Source organism: Comamonas composti DSM 21721, from assembly GCF_000429845.1.
Classification (GTDB): Bacteria; Pseudomonadota; Gammaproteobacteria; order Burkholderiales; family Burkholderiaceae_C; genus Comamonas; species Comamonas composti.
The window spans coordinates 98,838-115,815 of sequence record NZ_AUCQ01000017.1; the positions used below are offsets into that span (position 1 = coordinate 98,838).

Genomic DNA, 16,978 nt, shown 5'->3' on the forward strand with positions numbered 1-16,978 from the left:
ATACCGAAAGGGAAATACAGCATGTCCTCTCTTCAGGCCTTGTCCGTGGCTGTGGATGTTGCAGCCCGCAAGCGTGATGAGGCACGCCAGACGGTGTCCGAGCGCCTGCGCTCCCAGCAGGCGGCCCAGGCCCAGATGCAGCAGCTGGAAGGCTATGTGCGCGAGATGCAGCAGCGCTGGGGGGCGAGCGAGGGGTGTAGCGTGCAGCCCGAGCTCATGCTGCACCAATACCAGTTTCAGAACCGCATCGAGCACGCCATAGGCGTGCAGGCTCAGGTCCTGAGCGATCTGGGCTTGCGCCTTGAGGCTGCGCAGAAGGCCTTGATGGCCTGCGAGCTGCGTCTGAGCAGCCTGGTCAAGGTGGTCGACCTGCGCCGCCGCACCCAAGCCCGGACGCTGGTGCAGCGCGAGCAGAAAGAAACCGACGAGCGCGCGGCCCTGCAGTTCTATCACCGCAGCTTTGGATTGCGGCTGGAGGAGTAGCAACTATGAACAAACCCGATTTGCAGCCGCGCAGCCAGGTCGCAGCCCCCGTGCACCCCATGGCTGGTGCGAGGGCCGCGACCGCCAGCCGCAGCGATGCCGCCGAGCCCGAAGCCAGCTTTGCGCTGCTGCTGGCCGGCCTGGGCCAGGCCCAGGCCTTGCCGGACGATCCTGCACAGGCCATGAACACGCTCTTGCCGGACGGTGAGGAAGAGCCGGCTCAGGGGCTGCTCTTGCCGCAGCAAGCGGCCACGCTGCTGTCCGGCATGCCGCTGTCCGATAGCGCGCTTTCCGGTTCGCCGCAGATCGGCATGACTCAGGCGGGCATGGCGCCGGCTGGTGATACGGCCGCGATGGCCGCCGCCCACATGCCCTGGCTTGGGCTGGTGGCACAGACCCGGCAGATCGACACCCGCAGCGACATCGACCTGCGCCAGGGTGCGACCAGCGACTGGCTGTCGGGCCGTGCGAACGCAACCCTGGCGGCCCTGCGCCGCGAGCAGGGTGCCAGCGCCCATGCGGCCTTCATGGCGCCGGCTGCGGGTCTGGGTGCTCCTGGCCTGTCAGAGGACGGCAGTGTGGGTGAGGGCGATGCCGGCGCTGCAGACACCCTGGCCGGCCCCGGGCTGTCCGGGCCGCAGCGCAGCCTGGCGTCTGGCGCGCTGACGGGCTTTGCCGCAGTGCCCGATGCCGATGCGCCGAAGGCCGTGGCCCAGAGCCGGGCCGCCATCGCTGCAGGCGAGCTTCAGGGGGCCGAGCCTTGGCGCGCCGAGGCCGCAAGAGCACATGCTCCCCAGGGCCTGGACATCAGCCAGATGCAGGCCGTGGAGCCTGAGCCCTTGCTGTTTGCCAGAAGCCGGCCTGGCGCCGGGCCTGATCTGGGCCTGTTTTCCGAGACTGGCGCGCTCCAGGTCGCTCCTGCGAGCCCGTCCTCGGGCCAGGGCGGCTTGCCGAGCCCGGGTCAGGGGCCGGCGGGGGCCGGCGAGCGTGCGCAGCAACTGGCCCAGCAGGTCGCCGACCAGATATCGGAGCAGATATCGGAACAGATGGCCTACTGGGTCCACGGCAAGGCGCAGAACGCGGCCTTGTCCGTGGGGCATGAGGGTCGGGCCATTGAGGTGCAGCTCAGCCTGCAGGGCCAGCAGGCCCATGTGCGCTTCGGCAGCGACCAGGAGCAGGCCAGGCTGTGGCTGGACCAGGCTCAGTTGCAACTGCGTGAGCTGTTGCAGGCCCAGGGCCTGGAGCTGGCGGCGGTCAGCGTGGGGCCCAGGCGCGGTGAGGGCGGGGAGGGCGAGCCGGCTCGGGGGCGGCAAGAGCCGCCGGGCCGAGAGGGCTTGGATGGGGAGCGCCGCCTGGGCCGTGTCAGTCTTTCCCGCGACGACTCCATGGACACGCAGACCGGCTTGCCAGGAGGCGCTTCGCCTGGCATAGATTTGTTTGTGTAAGTACCTCAGGAGGCGCGGAGAAACGAGGCTTTAGCGCTTGTTTTCGGACTATGACGCAGCCCGTGCCGCCTGAATAATTTCTCATATGAACCCGGCCTGCTCAAGGAGCCTGGCAGTCCGGCGGTCCCGACCCATCTTGAGGAATTCTCTGTGCCTGTGAACTCTGATGCCACAAGCTCTCCCGCACCGGCTCCTGCCAGAGGCAAGAAGCTGATCATTGCGGTCATCGTCCTGATCTTGCTGCTGGCCGCCGGGGCCTATGCGCTGCTGCTGATGCGCCACGGAGGCTCCGATGACGAAGAGGGGGGGCGCGCTGCCGCAGCGGTTCTGCCCACCTTTCTGCCGCTGGAGAGCCTGGTGGTCAACCTGGCCGACCCTGGCGGTGATCGCTTTGTGCAGATCGGCATCACCCTGGAGCTGGCCGACGAGAAGACGGCCTCCCTGGTCAAGCAGTATCTGCCCAGCATCCGCAACGGCATTCTGATCCAGGTCTCGCAGCGCACGGCCGATGAGCTGCTGACGCGCGAAGGCAAGGAAAGGCTGGCCGCCGATGTGCAGGCCGAAGTCGCTGCGCCTTTGGGCTACGGGCCGCTGCGCAAGAAGCGCGCGCAGGATGGCGACGAGGATGAGGGCGAGCAGGGGAGCCGCAAAAAGGCGGCTGCCAATCCCGTGCGCCGGGTGCTGTTCTCCAGCTTCATCGTGCAGTAGGGAGAACACGGCATGAGCGATTCCTTTCTTTCCCAGGAGGAGGTCGATGCCCTGCTGGAGGGCGTGACCGGCGAGAGCCAGAAGTCCGCCGTCGACGAGGTGGAAGCCAGTGCGGTCCGCAGCTACAGCATCTCCAGCCAGGAGCGCATTGTCCGCGGGCGCATGCCGACGATGGAAATCGTCAACGAGCGCTTTGCGCGCAACTTCCGCATAGGACTGTTCAACTTCATACGCAGAAGCCCCGAGGTCTCGGTGGGCACGGTGGCCGTGCAGCGCTACAGCGCCTTTTTGCGCCAGCTGGTCGTGCCCACCAACTTCAACATCGTGGCCATACGGCCCTTGCGCGGCAACGGCCTCGTGGTCTGTGATCCGTCGCTGGTGTTCGGTGTCATCGACACCTTGTACGGCGGCACGGGCCGGCTGCAGACGCGTATCGAGGGGCGCGACTTCTCGCACACCGAGCAGCGCGTGATCAACCGCCTGGTGAACGTGGTCTGCGAGGAATACAAGAAGGCCTGGCACGGGATTTATCCGCTGGAGCTCGCCTATCAGCGCTCGGAGATGCAGCCCCAGTTCGCGAACATCGCCACGCCCAGCGAAATCGTGGTCTCCACGGCGTTCCAGCTGGAGATCGGCGACATCTCGGGCTCCATCCACATCTGCATGCCCTATGCAACCCTGGAGCCGATACGCGATGTGCTGTATTCATCGACCCAGGGCGACTCCATGGAGGTGGACCGGCGCTGGGTCAAGGTGCTCACGCGCGAGATCCAGGCCGCCGAGGTCACCCTGGTGGCCGAGCTGGCACGCGCCGATGCCACGGTGGAGCAGTTGCTGGCCATGCGCGCCGGCGACTTCATCGAGCTTGAGCGCGACCCGCTGATACGAGCCTTCATCGGCGGGGTTCCTATTTTTGAGTGCCAGTACGGCACGCACCACGACAAGTACGCGATTCGCGTGGAAAACTGCCTGCGCGGCCCCGAGGCCGGCTGGGTGGGAGAACACAATGGCAACTGAAGAGAATCAGAAACCCGCTGGCGACGACCCGTACTCGGGCTGGGCCGACGCGCTGCAGGAGCAGCGCGAGCGCGACGACAACGCTGAAGACGCCGAGCAGGGCGGGCCGCTGACCGGCGAGCCCATGCGTCCCTATGCGGGCGGCGGCGAGGTGCCGGTCAACGACATCAACATGGTGCTCGACATCCCGGTGCAGCTGTCGGTGGAGCTGGGCCGCACCAGGGTGCCGATCAAGTACATCCTGCAGCTGGCCCAGGGCTCGGTGGTCGAGCTGGATGCGCTGGCCGGAGAGCCCATGGACGTGCTGGTCAATGGCTATCTGATCGCCCAGGGCGAGGTCGTCGTGGTCAACGACAAGTTCGGCATACGCCTGACCGATGTGGTCACGCCGTCCGAGCGTCTGCGCCGCGTGAGTCGGGGCTGAAGGCTGCTCATGACTTCACTGTGGCCCTCCATCCTCACGCTCACGGTCCTGGTCGCGGCCATGGCCGCCCTGCCATGGCTGTTGCGCAGGCTGCGCGAGGCCAGGCCCGCAGGCGCGGGCGGCCAGCCGCCGCGCGTGCTGGGCGTACTGGGTCTGGGGCCGCAGCAGCGTCTGGTGACCGTGGAGGTCGGCGAGGGTGCGCAATGCGTGCGCCTGGTGCTCGGGGTCAGCGCACAAGGCATTCACTGCCTGCATGTACTGCCCGCTGCATCTGTGTCGGCGCCTGCATCGCAGCCGGGCTTTGCCGCCATCGCGCAAGATGCGCGGCTGCAGGCCCAGGGGGCAGAGCATGACTAGGCCCCGCTTCCTGCGCCATGGCCTGGCCGCGCTGCTGGGCGCGGGCCTGCCCGCGCTGGCCTGGGCCCAGGCGGCCGGGCCGGCCAGCCTGCCCTTGCTCGTGGGCCAGGGTGAGGGGGGCTCCAGTTACTCGGTCCCGATCCAGACCCTGCTGTTCTTCACGGCCCTGTCCTTTCTGCCGGCCGTGCTGCTGCTGATGACGGGGTTCACGCGCATCGTCATCGTGCTGTCCCTGCTGCGCCAGGCCCTGGGCACGCAGTCGGCTCCGCCCAATCAGGTGGTGGTCGGCCTGTCCCTGTTCCTGACCCTGTTCGTCATGGGGCCGACGCTGGACCGCGTCTACCAGGACGCCTATGCGCCTTATTCGAAGAACGAAATTGTCTTCGAGCAGGCCGTGGCCAAGGCCGAGGCTCCGATGCGCGAGTTCATGCTGCGCCAGACGCGGCAGTCGGACTTCTCGCTGTTCGCGCGGCTGGCGCGGCTGGACGAGGGGGTGACGGCCGAGACCGCGCCCTTGCGCGTGCTGGTGCCAGCCTTTGTGACCAGTGAGCTCAAGACCGCGTTCCAGATCGGCTTCATGATCTTCATCCCGTTTCTGGTCATCGACATGGTCGTGTCCTCGATTCTCATGTCCCTGGGCATGATGATGCTGTCGCCCGTGCTGGTGGCGCTGCCGTTCAAGCTCATGCTGTTTGTGCTCGCCGATGGCTGGAACCTGCTCATAGGTTCACTGGCCGCGAGCTTTTCCTAGCCGGAGGCGCCCATGAATGCCCAGTTCGTTCTCACCCTCGGCCGCGATGCCCTGCTGCTGCTGCTGACCATTGCCCTGCCCGTGCTGGGCACCGTCATGGCCGTGGGCCTGACGGTCAGCGTGTTCCAGGCCGTGACCCAGGTGCACGAGGCCACGCTGGCCTTCGTGCCCAAGCTGATCGCGGCCGTGGCGGTGTTTGCGATCGCCGGGCCGTGGATGCTGTCCACGCTGGTGGACTTCATCCGCCGCACCATCGAATCCATCCCGCGGGTGCTGGGCTAGGAGCAGGGCATGCAGGAGCACAGCGCATGATCACGATCAGTCAAGCCCAGCTCATGGCCTGGCTCTCGCCCGTGCTGTGGCCGTTCGTGCGCGTGCTGGCGCTGTTTTCCGTGGCGCCGCTGTTCTCCCAGCGCGTGATTCCCATGCGGCTCAAGGTGGCGCTGGCCCTGCTGGTCGCGGTCTGCGCCCAGCCCGTGCTGGGCCTGCAGCCCGTGGTGGGCGTGGATTCGCCCCAGGCGCTGGGCACCTTGATACAGCAGGTGGGTGTGGGGCTGGCCGTGGGCTTTGCCGTGCGGCTGGTGTTTGCGGCCGTGGAAGTGGCCGGCGAGAGCATCGGCCTGCAGATGGGACTGAACTTCGCGGCCTTCTTCGACCCGAGCAGCAATGCCCAGCTGAGTTCGGTATCGCGTTTTCTCACGCAGGTCGCGACGCTGCTGTTCATCGTGGTCAACGGCCATCTGCTGGTGCTCATGGCCGTGCTCAAGAGCTTCGAGGCCTTCCCCGTGGATGGCAGTTTTCTGCAGGCCCTGGCCGCGATGCGCCTGCATGAAATGGGGAGCGCCCTATTCGCGAGCGCGTTCTGGATCGCCCTGCCCATGATTTCCATGCTGCTGTTCGTGAACCTGGTGCTGGGCATCATCTCGCGCGTGGCGCCGCAGATGAACATCTTTGCCGTGGGCTTTCCGGTCACGCTGACCGTGGGCCTGAGCGGCCTGGTCGCGACGCTGCCGCTGCTTGAACAGCCCCTGCTGGCCCTGCTGCAGCGCGGCCTGGACTTGTTTGGCGTGAACCTGCAGGGGGCGCTATGAAGAACATAGTGCATAGCGCCAACCTTGCCTTGGTTTCAAGTGCTTTTTGGTCTGAAAACCGTATTGGATGCGTGGTAGGTGCTATGGTTTCTGCTGGTCTCTCAGCCGTCCACCTGGATCAGCTGGTTGCGTATGGCATAGGCCGTGAGTTCGGCATTGCTGGTCATGCCCAGCTTCTCCAGCACGCGGGCCCGGTAGACGCTCACGGTCTTGGGGCTGAGCATGAGCTCCTGGGCGATGTCGGTGAGCCGCTGGCCTGCGGCGATCTTCACCAGGGTCTGCAGCTCGCGCTCGGACAGGCTTTCATGAGGCACGGCCTGGGCGGGCTGGGCCAGGCTGTCGGCCAGCATCTGGGCGACTTCGGGGGTCAGGTATTTGCGCCCTGCGGCCACGCAGCGCACGGCCTCGATCAGGGCCGTGGGCTCGCCGGCCTTGTTGGCATAGCCCTGGGCGCCGGCCTTGAGGCAGCGCAGCGCGTACTGGTCCTCGGGGTACATGGAGACCATGATGACCTTGATCTGCGGATGGGTCTCGCGCACGCTGACCAGGGCTTCGAGGCCGTTGCGGCCCGGCATGTGGATGTCGAGCAGCAGCACGTCGCAGTTTGCGCTGCGCAGGCAGTCGCGCAGCTCGGCATAGCCGCCGGCCTCGGCCGTGACCTGTATGTCTGCGGCTTCGGCCAGCGTGTCGCGTATGCCTCGGCGCAGCACCGCATGATCGTCGCACAGCACCACGTGAATCAAGTTCTCTCTCCTGAAGATGGGGGCTCAAAGCCAGATGTTAGGGCATGTATGTACATGGGGCAGCGGAATCGAGGCAATCACCGAGGTGCCTTTGCCCGGCTGACTGCTCACATCCAGCCAGCCCTGAATCGCGCGCACGCGCTCGTCAAGACCGCGCAGCCCGAAGGATTCTGGCTTGTCGCGCGCATCGGGCGCCAGGCCCTGGCCGTTGTCGTTGACTTCGAGCGTCAGAAACCCCTCTTGATCGCTGAGGTCTATGCGCACGCAACTGGCCTTGGCATGCTTGATCACATTCATCAAGGCCTCCTGGGCCACGCGGTAGGCCACGACCTGGATGTTGCCGGCCATGTCCATGGTGTCGGCACTGGCCTGCAAATGGGTGCTGATGCCGGTGCGGGCCTCGAAGTCCCTGGCCAGCCATTGCACGGCGGCCACCAGGCCCTGGTCCAGAACCGGGGGGCGCAGGTCCAGCATGATGCGCTGGCTCGCGCCCAGAGCCTGCTCCAGCATTTCCAGCGCCGCGAGTGCATGCTGATGCAAGGCGCCTTCGGGCGTGTTGCGTGCGATCCAGGCCAGATCGAACTTGACCGAGGTCAGGGAGCCGCCGATGTCGTCATGGATTTCACGTGCAATGCGCGTGCGCTCCCCCTCGATCGAGGACTGCAGATGGGCCGTGAGCTCGGCCAGACGGCGCTCGGAGACCTGCAGCTCGGCCAGGGCGCGCTGGCGTGCGCGCCGCGCCTCGTGGACCTCCAGCGCATGCGTGACGACATGGGGCAGGCGCGTGATGTGGTCCTTGAGCAGATAGTCGCTAATGCCTTCGCGCATCACGCTGACGGCCGCCGTCTCGCCGATGGCGCCCGTGAGCAGCACGAACGGAGGGTGGCCGGCGCGATCGCGTACCAGGGCCCAGACGTCGAGTGCGGTAAAGCCCGGCAGGTGGTAGTCCGCGAGGATCAGGTCAAAGTGCTGCGCATCGAGCGCGGCGCCGATGGCCTCCAGCCTGTCCACGGAGACGATTTCGCAATCGAGGCCGCTGCGCTGCAGGCTCAGCCGGGCAAGCGCGAGATCGGCCGCAGAGTCCTCGATGTGCAGTATGCGCAGCGTCTGCCGCGGAGCTTGCTGCTGTGCGGGGGCGTGATGAGAGCCTACATTTTTGAGCATAAAGAAGAGGGAGTCGTATGCCTTGGAGGGCGGGTGGCGCCAGGGTGTGCGATGCGTGCGATTGCCAAGAACCAGCCATGCCACGAGAAGTGGCGAAGGGCCGGCCCGATACGCAGGTGGAGTCACAATGCAGCCAATACCAAAGCCTTTGGGGGAGCCTGCCGTAGCCATGCCAGTCATGGTGGCGGCCGATATGCAGGATGCCTTGTTGGTGGCGATGCGCGATCTGCATCGCCTCGAGGGGCTTTTGAGTCATGCCACGGAAAATCTGCTCGTGCGCTTTGACGAAACCCATGATCAGCTCGCGGGCCAGCCGCTGCAGACCTGGTCCGCGCTCGATGCTGCGCGGGCCTCGCTCAAACTGGCGGTGACGGAGCTGCAGTTCCATGACATGTCCTCTCAGCTGATTGCCCATATTACGCAGACTTTGCAAGCCTGTGCATTTCGTCTGGCCACGGTGACCATGGGGGTGGACGAGGGCGAGGATGAGTCCCAGGCCGAGGAGCTGGCACCTATCCCTGAGCGGCCAAACCCCGTGACGCAAAGCGAGATGGATGCGGGCTCCATCGAGCTGTTCTAAGACCGTTGATGCGCTCAGATTTTTCTTACTGCCTGTTTGTTGGAGCAACACATGCGATCGATTCTGGCTGTTGATGATTCTCCCTCGATGCGAAAGATGGTCGCCTTCACCCTGGCAGGTGCGGGCTTTCGGGTGGTCGAGGCCGTGGATGGTGTGGATGCGCTCGAAAAAGCCCAGGCCGAGAAGGTGGACCTGGTGCTGGCCGACCAGAACATGCCGCGTCTCGACGGCATCGGCCTCACGCGCAAGCTGCGCGAGAACCCGAGCTACCAGAGCACGCCGATTCTGATCCTGACCACCGAGTCCAGCGACCAGATGAAGCAGGCCGGGCGTGCAGCCGGTGCCACGGGCTGGCTGGTCAAGCCCTTTGACCCCAATCGCCTGATTGAAGTCATTCAAAAAGTAATTCGCTGAGCCGATAAACCAGGTTAATAGCAAGCAGGATTCACGATGGCTGATCTCAACCACGAAGGTGCAGGAGCGGGGGCGGATTTCGATCTGACCCAGTTCTTCCAAATCTTTTTCGAGGAAGCTGCGGAAAATCTCGACCAGATGGAGCAGATGCTGCTGAGTCTGGATCTGTCCGCAGCCAACGACGAGGAGCTCAACGGCATCTTTCGCTGTGCGCACTCGATCAAGGGCGGCGCTGCGACCTTCGGCTTTTCCGATGTGACCGAGCTCACGCACCGCATGGAGTCCCTGCTGGACAAGCTGCGCCGCCACGAGATCACGCCGATCCCCGAAATGGTCGATGTGCTGCTCGAATCCGCCGATGCAAGCCGCAGCCTGCTGGCCAGGCACCAGGCGGGCGGTGCCGGCGAGGCCTTGTCCACCACGGCCCTGGTGGCGCGCATCGAGTCTCTGGCCGCAGGCCAGGGAGGGCCAGCGCAGGCGGCCAGCCAGCCGCCCGTGGTGCTCGAACCCGTTGTGGCACCGGCGGCGCCGGAGACGCCCCAGCCGGCCTGGTCTGAGCGCGCTCCCGAGCCTGTGCGCAGCATCGTGGGTTCGCCTCCCGCCCCAGGGCACAGGGCTTTGCAGATCCGCATAGGGCCGCTGGAGCGCATGGAGATGGCCGATGCCATCAAGGATTTGTTTCGCGATATTCCCGGGCTGGGAAGCATCGAGGACCTGCCGGGCGAGGCGCCAGGAATGCGCTGCTTTGCGGTGCATACGGCATCGGCCGACGAGGATTTGCTGGACCTGTTTGCCTTTCATGTGAGCAAGGAGCAGGTGCAGATCGTGCCCTTGCCGGCGCCCGGCGCCGAGCCCCCTGCGGCCGGCGAGTCGCCGGTGCCTGCGGGCCGGGCCGACCCCGATGCCCTGCTCGAGTCCTCCATGATCCCCGCCGGCCATGAGGCTTACGGGTTCTTCAACGGTGCGCCCGGCATTCCGGGCGTGGAGGCCGCCGCCCAGCCCGCTGGCGGCATCAAGCCTGTGCCAGGCAGGGCCGCAGGCCCGGCCCAGCAGGCCCAGATGGAGTCCACCAGCATCCGCGTGGCCGTGAGCAAGGTGGACCAGCTCATCAACCTCGTGGGCGAGCTGGTCATCACCCAGGCCATGCTCGCGCAAAACAGCCGCGACCTCGATGCCTCGGTATACCAGCAACTGCTGTCGGGGCTGGCCGATCTGGACCGCAATACGCGAGACCTGCAGGAATCGGTGATGTCGATCCGCATGATTCCCATGTCCACGGTGTTCAGCCGCTTTCCGCGCATGCTGCGCGACCTGGCCGGCAAGCTGGGCAAGAAGATCGACCTGATCACCCTGGGCGAGGCCACCGAGCTCGACAAGGGACTGGTCGAGAAGATCACCGATCCGCTGACCCACCTGGTGCGCAACAGCGTGGACCACGGCATAGAAATGCCCGATGAGCGGCAGGCGGCGGGCAAGTCCGAGCACGGCACGCTGACCCTGGCGGCTTCGCACCAGGGTGGCTCCATCGTCATCGAGGTGCGCGACGACGGCCGTGGCATGAACCGCGAGCGCATTCTGCGCAAGGCGCGCGAGCGCGGCATGGATGTCTCCGACAGCATGCCCGATGGCGAGGTCTGGCAGCTGATCTTTGCGCCGGGCTTCTCCACGGCCGATGTGGTCACCGATGTCTCGGGGCGCGGCGTGGGCATGGACGTGGTGAAGCGCAACATCACGGCCTTGGGCGGGTCGGTGGAGATCGACTCCACGGCTGGCCAGGGCATGCGCGTGTCCGTGCGTCTGCCGCTGACCCTGGCCATCATGGACGGCATGTCGGTCAGCGTGGGCCAGGAGGTCTACATCCTGCCGCTGTCCTCGGTGGTCGAGTCCTTCCAGGTCCGGACCGAGGACGTGAACACCGTGGCCAACGGCACGCAACTGGTCAAGGTGCGCGATGAGTACATGCCCGTGATCGCGCTGGAGCGCATCTTCCAGGTGCCGCGCGAGGATGCCTCCCAGGCCAGCAACATCATGGTCGTGGTCGAGTCCGATGGCAGCCGCGTGGCCCTCATGGTCGACGAGCTGCTGGGCCAGCATCAGGTCGTGGTCAAGAACCTCGAGAGCAATTACCGCAAGGTGCCGAATGTCTCGGGTGCCACGATTTTGGGCGATGGCACGGTGGCCCTGATTCTGGACACCGGCTCCATGGTGCGCAGGGCGCGCCACTGAGAGCTGATGCGTAGAGAGCGGAGCGGCACGGCCCCGTCTGTGCCGATTTGAAAACCATGGTCAATGCCCGCAGCAAGGGCCTTGTCGTTGAGGAGTTGAGCAATGAGCGTGATCGCCAAGACTGCAGAAGGCGTTGCCACCGGCGCGCGTGAGTACCTGACCTTCCGCCTGGACCAGGAGGAGTACGGCATAGATATCCTCAAGGTGCAGGAGATTCGCGGCTACGAGCCGCCCACGCGCATTGCGAATGCGCCGGAGTTCATCAAAGGCGTGGTCAACCTGCGCGGAACCATCGTCCCCATCGTCGACATGCGGCTGAAGTTCAACTGCGCCCAGGCTGAGTACAACAGCTTTACCGTGGTCATCATCCTGAACCTGCGCAATCGCGTCGTGGGCATCGTGGTGGATTCGGTCAGCGATGTGATGGAGCTGCCGCCCGAGGCGGTGCGGCCCGCGCCCGGCATCGAGAGCGCCATCGACAGCGGCTGCATTCTGGGCCTGGGCTCGGTGGGCGAGCGCATGCTGATCCTGCTCGACATAGAAAAGCTCATGAGCAACGTCGACATGGGCCTGGTGGCCGAAACCGAATAGGAGGCGAAAGTTGAGTGCTCTTGCGCGATCGGCGCGGCCGGCTGCATCCAGCCCTGGTCAGGCGAAGGCGGGAGAGGAGTCCTCGGGGGCCCTGGCCCAGGGGCGGGAGTTCGCTTGGTCGGCGCGGGACTTTGCACGGGTCCAGGCCTTGATCTATCAGCGTGCCGGCATCAGCCTGCACGATGGAAAGCACGCCATGGTCTACAGCCGCTTGTCGCGCCGGCTGCGCGATACCGGCTACGAGAGCTTTGGCGATTATCTGAACTGGCTGGAGTCCCAGCCCGACGGTGAGGAGTGGCAGGAGTTCGTGAATGCACTGACCACGAACCTGACCTCTTTTTTCCGGGAGCAGCATCACTTCGAGATACTGGCCCAGCAGCTCAGGAGCCGGCCAGGCCAGGCCTGGAAGCTCTGGTGCAGCGCAGCCTCCACGGGGGAGGAGCCGTACTCCATCATCATCACGGCGCTGGAGGCGCTGGGCTCGGCGCCCAACTTCCAGCTCCAGGCCAGTGATATCGACTCGCGCGTGCTCGAGGCTGCGCAGCAAGGCGTATACCGTGCGGAAAGCCTCAAGGGCATGAGCTCCGAGCGCCTGCATCGCCACTTCCTGCGCGGCACGGCGGGCAATGCGGGCATGGTCAGGGTCAAGCCCGAGCTGCGCCGGCTGGTGGAGTTTCTGCAGGTCAACCTGATACAGGATGGCTGGCCGTTTCGCGAACCGTTCGATATGGTCTTTTGCCGCAACGTGATGATCTATTTCGACGCCGCGACGCAGCGCAAGGTGCTGGAGCGCATCCACCGCGTGCTCAAGCCGGGCGGACTGTTGTTCGTCGGGCATGCGGAGAATTTCAGCGATTCGCGCGACCTGTTCACGCTCAAGGGGAAAACTGTTTATGAGCGCAACTGATATGAGCGGGGCCAAGTCGCAGCGCAGCGGGATGGCCAGTGTCTCTCCGCTGGAGCGCCGGCAGCAGCCGCGCATGCATACGTTCGCTGCCGGCGACTATCCCGTGGCCGGGGCGCCCGTGCCGCGGTCTTCCCTGGAGCAGCTCAAGCGGGAAGCGCGCAAGCCCGGCGAGGCCTCGTTCTTTTACTTCGACCCCCACTTCCAGTTCAACGCGGTCAAGGTGCTGCCCGGCGAATACTTCGTCTCGCGCGAGGATGTGGTGCTGGTCACGGTGCTGGGCTCCTGCATTGCGGCCTGCCTGTGGGACAGGGCCATGCGCGTGGGCGGCATGAACCACTTCATGCTGCCGGACAGCGATGCCTTGGGCGATGTCTCGGGGCGCTATGGCTCGTATGCGATGGAGTTGCTGATCAACGAAATGCTCAAGCTGGGCGCGCGCCGCGAGTCCATGCAGGCCAAGGTCTTTGGTGGCGGCCAGGTCATGCACAACTTCACGAGCATGAACGTGGGCGAGCGCAATACGGCGTTCGTCACACAGTATCTGCAGACCGAACGCATTCCCATCGTCTCGGACGATGTGATGGATATCTACCCGCGCAAGGTGGTGTTCTTTCCTTCCACGGGCAAGGCCATGGTCAAGCGCCTGGCCCATGCCCATCCCGAGACTCTGGAGCAGCAGGAGTTCGCGCGCGGCAATGCCGTAGATCTGGCACGCAGCACGGCCGGCGGGTCGGTCGATCTGTTTTAGCGAGGGGAGCGTCAAGCATGAACAAGAAAATCCGGGTCATCGTGGTGGACGATTCAGCCCTGGTTCGCAGCCTGCTCAGCGAGATCATCAATCGCCAGCCTGACATGGAGTGCATTGGCGCGGCCAATGATCCATTGATTGCACGCGAGATGATTCGCGAGCTGAATCCCGATGTGATCACGCTGGATGTGGAAATGCCCCGCATGGACGGCATTGATTTTCTGGGGCGGCTCATGCGGCTGCGTCCCATGCCGGTGCTCATGATCTCCACGCTGACCGAGCGCGGGGCCGAAGTCACCATGCGTGCGCTGGAGCTGGGCGCCATAGACTTCGTGGCCAAGCCGCGCGTGGGCGTGAGTTCGGGCCTGCAGGAGCTGGCCACGCAGATCGTGGAGAAGATCCGCGTGGCGGCCGTGGCCCATGTGCGGCGCCTGCCGGCCCTGCAGCGCGGCGCGGGCGCAGGCCAGCCCGCATCCAAGCCGCCATCCTCGGCGGCGCTGCTGGGCCGCGTGTCCACCGAGAAGCTGATTGCCATAGGCGCCTCCACGGGCGGCACCGAAGCCATACGCGAAGTGCTCATGCACCTGCCGGCCGACTGCCCGGGCATCGTCATCACCCAGCACATGCCGCCGGGCTTTACCACCAGCTTCGCGGCACGGCTGGACAGCCTGTGCCAGATGACGGTCAAGGAAGCGCGCCATGGCGAGCGCATCCTGCCCGGCCATGCCTACATCGCTCCGGGCGGCAAGCACTTCGGCGTGCAGCGCAGCGGCGCCAACTATGTGGCCGTGGTCGACGACAGCCCGCCGGTGAACCGGCACAAGCCCTCGGTCGAAGTACTGTTCAAATCGGTGGCCGCCTGCGTGGGGCGCAATGCCTACGGCATCATGCTCACGGGCATGGGCGCCGACGGCGCAGCCGCGATGCGCGAAATGCGCGATGCGGGCAGCTACAACTTCGTGCAGGACGAGGCCAGCTGCATCGTCTTCGGCATGCCGCGCGAAGCCATTGCCCATGGCGCTGCCGATGAAGTGCTGCCGCTGAACCAGATTGCAGGCGCCTTGCTGGGCAAGCTGCGCATAGGTGCCGATCAGGTGCATCACCGGATTTGAGGGGTGCGGCAGACGCTCTTGAAAAAGAAGCTGCTAGCGCGCTTGTCTAAAGGATTTCAGACTGTTTCCCATCTGAAGTCCTTATGGGGCAAGCGCTAGAAGCTACTTATTCGATAGCCTGGGTTTATTCGGACAGCGCGGTCCAGCGCTCCAGGGCCTCCATCAGCTCTTCGTCGATCTGCGTGTCGCGCTGGTGCAGGGCCACGGCGCGTGCATTGTCGCTTGCATAGAGCGAGCCGTCGGCCAGCGCCTGCTGGATGGTCTTTTGCTCGGCCTCCAGCGCTGCGATGCGCTCGGGCAGGGCTTCGAGCTCGCGCTGCTCCTTGTAGCTGAGCTTGCGCTTTTGCTTGCCGTCGTTGCGCGTGACTGCAGGCTTGGCTTCGGACTTGGTCTCTTTGGGCTGTACGGCCTCGGCCAGGGCGCGGCTGCGACGCGACTGGTCCAGCCAGTCCTGAACGCCGCCCTCATATTCGCGCCAATGACCAGGGCCTTCCCAGGCAATGGTGCTGGTGACCACGTTGTCCAGAAAACTGCGGTCGTGGCTGACGAGGAAGACCGTGCCGTCGTAGTTCTGCAGCAGCTCCTCGAGCATCTCCAGCGTCTCTATGTCGAGATCGTTGGTCGGCTCGTCAAGCACCAGCACATTCGCCGGGCGAGCGAACAAGCGCGCCAGCAGCAGGCGGTTGCGCTCGCCGCCCGACAGCGAGCGCACGGGCGAATGCGCGCGCGCCGGGGAGAACAGAAAGTCGGCCAGATAGCTCTTCACATGCTTTTTCTGGCTGCCTATCTCAATCCACTCGCTGCCGGGGCTGATGAAGTCCTCCAGCGTCGCATCCATGTCGATCTGGTGGCGCATCTGGTCGAAATACGCAACCTGCAGGTTTGCTCCCAGGCGCACGGTTCCGCTATCGGGCGCGAGCTCGCCCAGGATCATCTTGAGCAGCGTGGTCTTGCCCGCACCATTGGGGCCGATCAGCCCGACCTTGTCGCCGCGCAGAATCGTCGCACCAAAGCGCGAGACGATGGGCTTGTCGCCAAACGACTTGCTGACTTCGCTGAGCTCGGCCACGATCTTGCCCTGGTAGCCATCGCCCTTGCCCGAGGCAATATCCATTTGCACACCGCCCAGCACCTCGCGACGTGCCGCGCGGTTGGTGCGCAACTGCTCCAGGCGCGCAATGCGGCTCTGGCTGCGCGTGCGCCGGGCCTCCACGCCCTTGCGGATCCAGACCTCTTCCTGGGCCAGCAGCTTGTCGGCGCGGGCATTGATCACGGCCTCTTGTGCAAGCTGGTCTTCCTTTTGCTGCTGGTACTGGGAGAAGTTGCCGGGATAGGTGCGCAGCTGGCCGCGGTCCAGCTCCACGATGCGCGTGGCAACGCGGTCCAGGAAAGCGCGGTCATGGGTGATCGTCACCACACTGCCCTTGAAGGCCAGCAGCAACTCCTCCAGCCACTCGATGGAGTCCAGATCCAGGTGGTTGGTGGGCTCGTCCAGCAGCAGCACATCGGGCCTGGCCACCAGGGCCTGGGCCAGAGCCACGCGCTTTCTGTTGCCGCCGGACAGCGTGCCCACCAGGGTTTCGGGATCCAGATGCAGGCGCTGCAAGGTCTCCTGCACGCGCTGCTCCCAGTTCCAGGCGTCGTAAGCCTCTATCTGGGACTGCAGCGCATCCAGATCTTCGCCCTCGGCGGCCTTCAGATAGCGTTCGCGCAAGGCAACCACATGGGCAATCCCTGCCGATGCCGCCTCAAATACGGTGTGCTCTGGAGAAAGCACAGGCTCCTGAGAGACATAGGCAATCCGCGTTCCCGACTGGATCTGCATCTGCCCGTCATCGGCCTTGGCCAAGCCGCCCAATATCTTGAGCAGCGAAGACTTGCCGGCGCCGTTGCGGCCTATCAGGCCGACGCGCTCGCCACTCTCCAGGGAAAATTGGGCATGGTCCAAAAGAGCCACATGCCCGAACGCCAACTGTGCGTTCAACAAAGTAATCAATGCCATGGTGGACGCATTATCGACGGGGTGCCCGGATCCTGTGCCCATCCCCGCCCAGGCGGGCGGGGATGGGCCTGCCTCGGGCGCCTCGCTTGCCTGGCGCACAAACTTTTTCGAGCCAGGGTAAAAACTGCTGCGGGCTTGCCTAAATCCATGCTATAGTTCGGCCCCTCGCAACACAGCAATCACTGATCGCTGTTGAGGTGAGGAAAAACTTCAGT

Annotated in this window: 19 protein-coding genes; 16 read left to right on the plus strand and 3 right to left on the minus strand. The window is 65.1% G+C overall.

The window, feature by feature from the left end; translation table 11 throughout:
- The first annotated feature begins 21 nt into the window (after positions 1–21).
- The 9 genes from G486_RS0112135 (at position 22) to fliR (ending at position 6,276) form a co-directional block, all read left to right on the plus strand.
- The gene (locus G486_RS0112135; protein ID WP_027015781.1) at positions 22–483 is read left to right on the plus strand and encodes a flagellar export protein FliJ; all 462 of its coding nucleotides are present in this window, start codon (positions 22–24) and stop codon (positions 481–483) included.
- A gap of 5 nt (positions 484–488) precedes the next feature.
- Entirely contained in the window at positions 489–1,928 is a 1,440-nt protein-coding gene (locus G486_RS0112140) for a flagellar hook-length control protein FliK (RefSeq protein ID WP_027015782.1), read from the plus strand.
- Positions 1,929–2,084: 156 nt separating this feature from the next.
- Positions 2,085–2,636, plus strand: coding sequence for a flagellar basal body-associated FliL family protein (locus tag G486_RS0112145; protein WP_027015783.1), 552 nt, complete (start codon positions 2,085–2,087; stop codon positions 2,634–2,636).
- Positions 2,637–2,648: 12 nt separating this feature from the next.
- Entirely contained in the window at positions 2,649–3,653 is a 1,005-nt protein-coding gene (gene fliM, locus G486_RS0112150) for a flagellar motor switch protein FliM (RefSeq protein WP_027015784.1), read from the plus strand.
- Entirely contained in the window at positions 3,643–4,077 is a 435-nt protein-coding gene (gene fliN, locus G486_RS0112155) for a flagellar motor switch protein FliN (RefSeq protein ID WP_027015785.1), read from the plus strand. Before fliM ends, fliN begins: the two co-directional genes overlap by 11 nt.
- Positions 4,078–4,086: 9 nt before the next feature.
- Positions 4,087–4,434, plus strand: coding sequence for a FliO/MopB family protein (locus G486_RS0112160; RefSeq protein ID WP_027015786.1), 348 nt, complete (start codon positions 4,087–4,089; stop codon positions 4,432–4,434).
- Positions 4,427–5,185 carry a flagellar type III secretion system pore protein FliP gene (fliP, locus tag G486_RS0112165; RefSeq protein ID WP_027015787.1) on the plus strand — a complete coding sequence of 253 codons (759 nt, stop codon included), beginning with the start codon at positions 4,427–4,429 and terminating at the stop codon, positions 5,183–5,185. The genes G486_RS0112160 and fliP overlap by 8 nt, the downstream gene beginning before the upstream one ends.
- Positions 5,186–5,197: 12 nt before the next feature.
- Positions 5,198–5,467, plus strand: coding sequence for a flagellar biosynthesis protein FliQ (gene fliQ, locus G486_RS0112170; RefSeq protein WP_027015788.1), 270 nt, complete (start codon positions 5,198–5,200; stop codon positions 5,465–5,467).
- Positions 5,468–5,493: 26 nt separating this feature from the next.
- Positions 5,494–6,276, plus strand: coding sequence for a flagellar biosynthetic protein FliR (gene fliR / locus G486_RS0112175; RefSeq protein WP_027015789.1), 783 nt, complete (start codon positions 5,494–5,496; stop codon positions 6,274–6,276).
- Between the two features lie 101 nt (positions 6,277–6,377).
- Here the strand turns inward: fliR and G486_RS0112180 are convergent, their stop codons facing one another.
- Both G486_RS0112180 and G486_RS0112185 read right to left on the minus strand, forming a co-directional pair.
- The gene (locus G486_RS0112180; protein WP_027015790.1) at positions 6,378–7,019 is read right to left on the minus strand and encodes a response regulator; all 642 of its coding nucleotides are present in this window, start codon (positions 7,017–7,019) and stop codon (positions 6,378–6,380) included.
- Positions 7,020–7,043: 24 nt separating this feature from the next.
- Positions 7,044–8,183 carry a hybrid sensor histidine kinase/response regulator gene (locus G486_RS0112185; protein ID WP_027015791.1) on the minus strand — a complete coding sequence of 380 codons (1,140 nt, stop codon included), beginning with the start codon at positions 8,181–8,183 and terminating at the stop codon, positions 7,044–7,046.
- A 127-nt stretch (positions 8,184–8,310) separates the two neighbouring features.
- Between G486_RS0112185 and G486_RS0112190 the strand changes: the two genes are divergently transcribed.
- The 7 genes from G486_RS0112190 to G486_RS0112220 all read left to right on the plus strand — a co-directional run bounded on the left by G486_RS0112190 (position 8,311) and on the right by G486_RS0112220 (position 14,761).
- On the plus strand, positions 8,311–8,763 hold the full coding sequence (locus G486_RS0112190; protein WP_027015792.1) for a hypothetical protein: 453 nt from the start codon (positions 8,311–8,313) through the stop codon (positions 8,761–8,763).
- 51 nt (positions 8,764–8,814) lie between these two features.
- Positions 8,815–9,177 carry a response regulator gene (locus G486_RS0112195; RefSeq protein WP_027015793.1) on the plus strand — a complete coding sequence of 121 codons (363 nt, stop codon included), beginning with the start codon at positions 8,815–8,817 and terminating at the stop codon, positions 9,175–9,177.
- Between the two features lie 36 nt (positions 9,178–9,213).
- Positions 9,214–11,403 (plus strand): chemotaxis protein CheW, encoded by a 2,190-nt coding sequence (locus G486_RS0112200; RefSeq protein WP_027015794.1) that lies wholly within the window; start codon positions 9,214–9,216, stop codon positions 11,401–11,403.
- Between the two features lie 102 nt (positions 11,404–11,505).
- On the plus strand, positions 11,506–11,994 hold the full coding sequence (locus tag G486_RS0112205) for a chemotaxis protein CheW (protein WP_027015795.1): 489 nt from the start codon (positions 11,506–11,508) through the stop codon (positions 11,992–11,994).
- A 10-nt stretch (positions 11,995–12,004) separates the two neighbouring features.
- Complete coding sequence (locus G486_RS0112210) at positions 12,005–12,901, plus strand: CheR family methyltransferase (RefSeq protein WP_027015796.1); 897 nt, start codon at positions 12,005–12,007, stop codon at positions 12,899–12,901.
- A gap of 73 nt (positions 12,902–12,974) precedes the next feature.
- Positions 12,975–13,649 carry a chemoreceptor glutamine deamidase CheD gene (cheD, locus tag G486_RS0112215; RefSeq protein ID WP_245587306.1) on the plus strand — a complete coding sequence of 225 codons (675 nt, stop codon included), beginning with the start codon at positions 12,975–12,977 and terminating at the stop codon, positions 13,647–13,649.
- A 17-nt stretch (positions 13,650–13,666) separates the two neighbouring features.
- On the plus strand, positions 13,667–14,761 hold the full coding sequence (locus tag G486_RS0112220) for a protein-glutamate methylesterase/protein-glutamine glutaminase (protein ID WP_027015798.1): 1,095 nt from the start codon (positions 13,667–13,669) through the stop codon (positions 14,759–14,761).
- A 124-nt stretch (positions 14,762–14,885) separates the two neighbouring features.
- On the opposite strand, the gene G486_RS0112225 is transcribed toward G486_RS0112220, so the two are convergent.
- Complete coding sequence (locus tag G486_RS0112225) at positions 14,886–16,763, minus strand: ATP-binding cassette domain-containing protein (RefSeq protein WP_027015799.1); 1,878 nt, start codon at positions 16,761–16,763, stop codon at positions 14,886–14,888.
- Positions 16,764–16,978 lie beyond the last annotated feature (215 nt).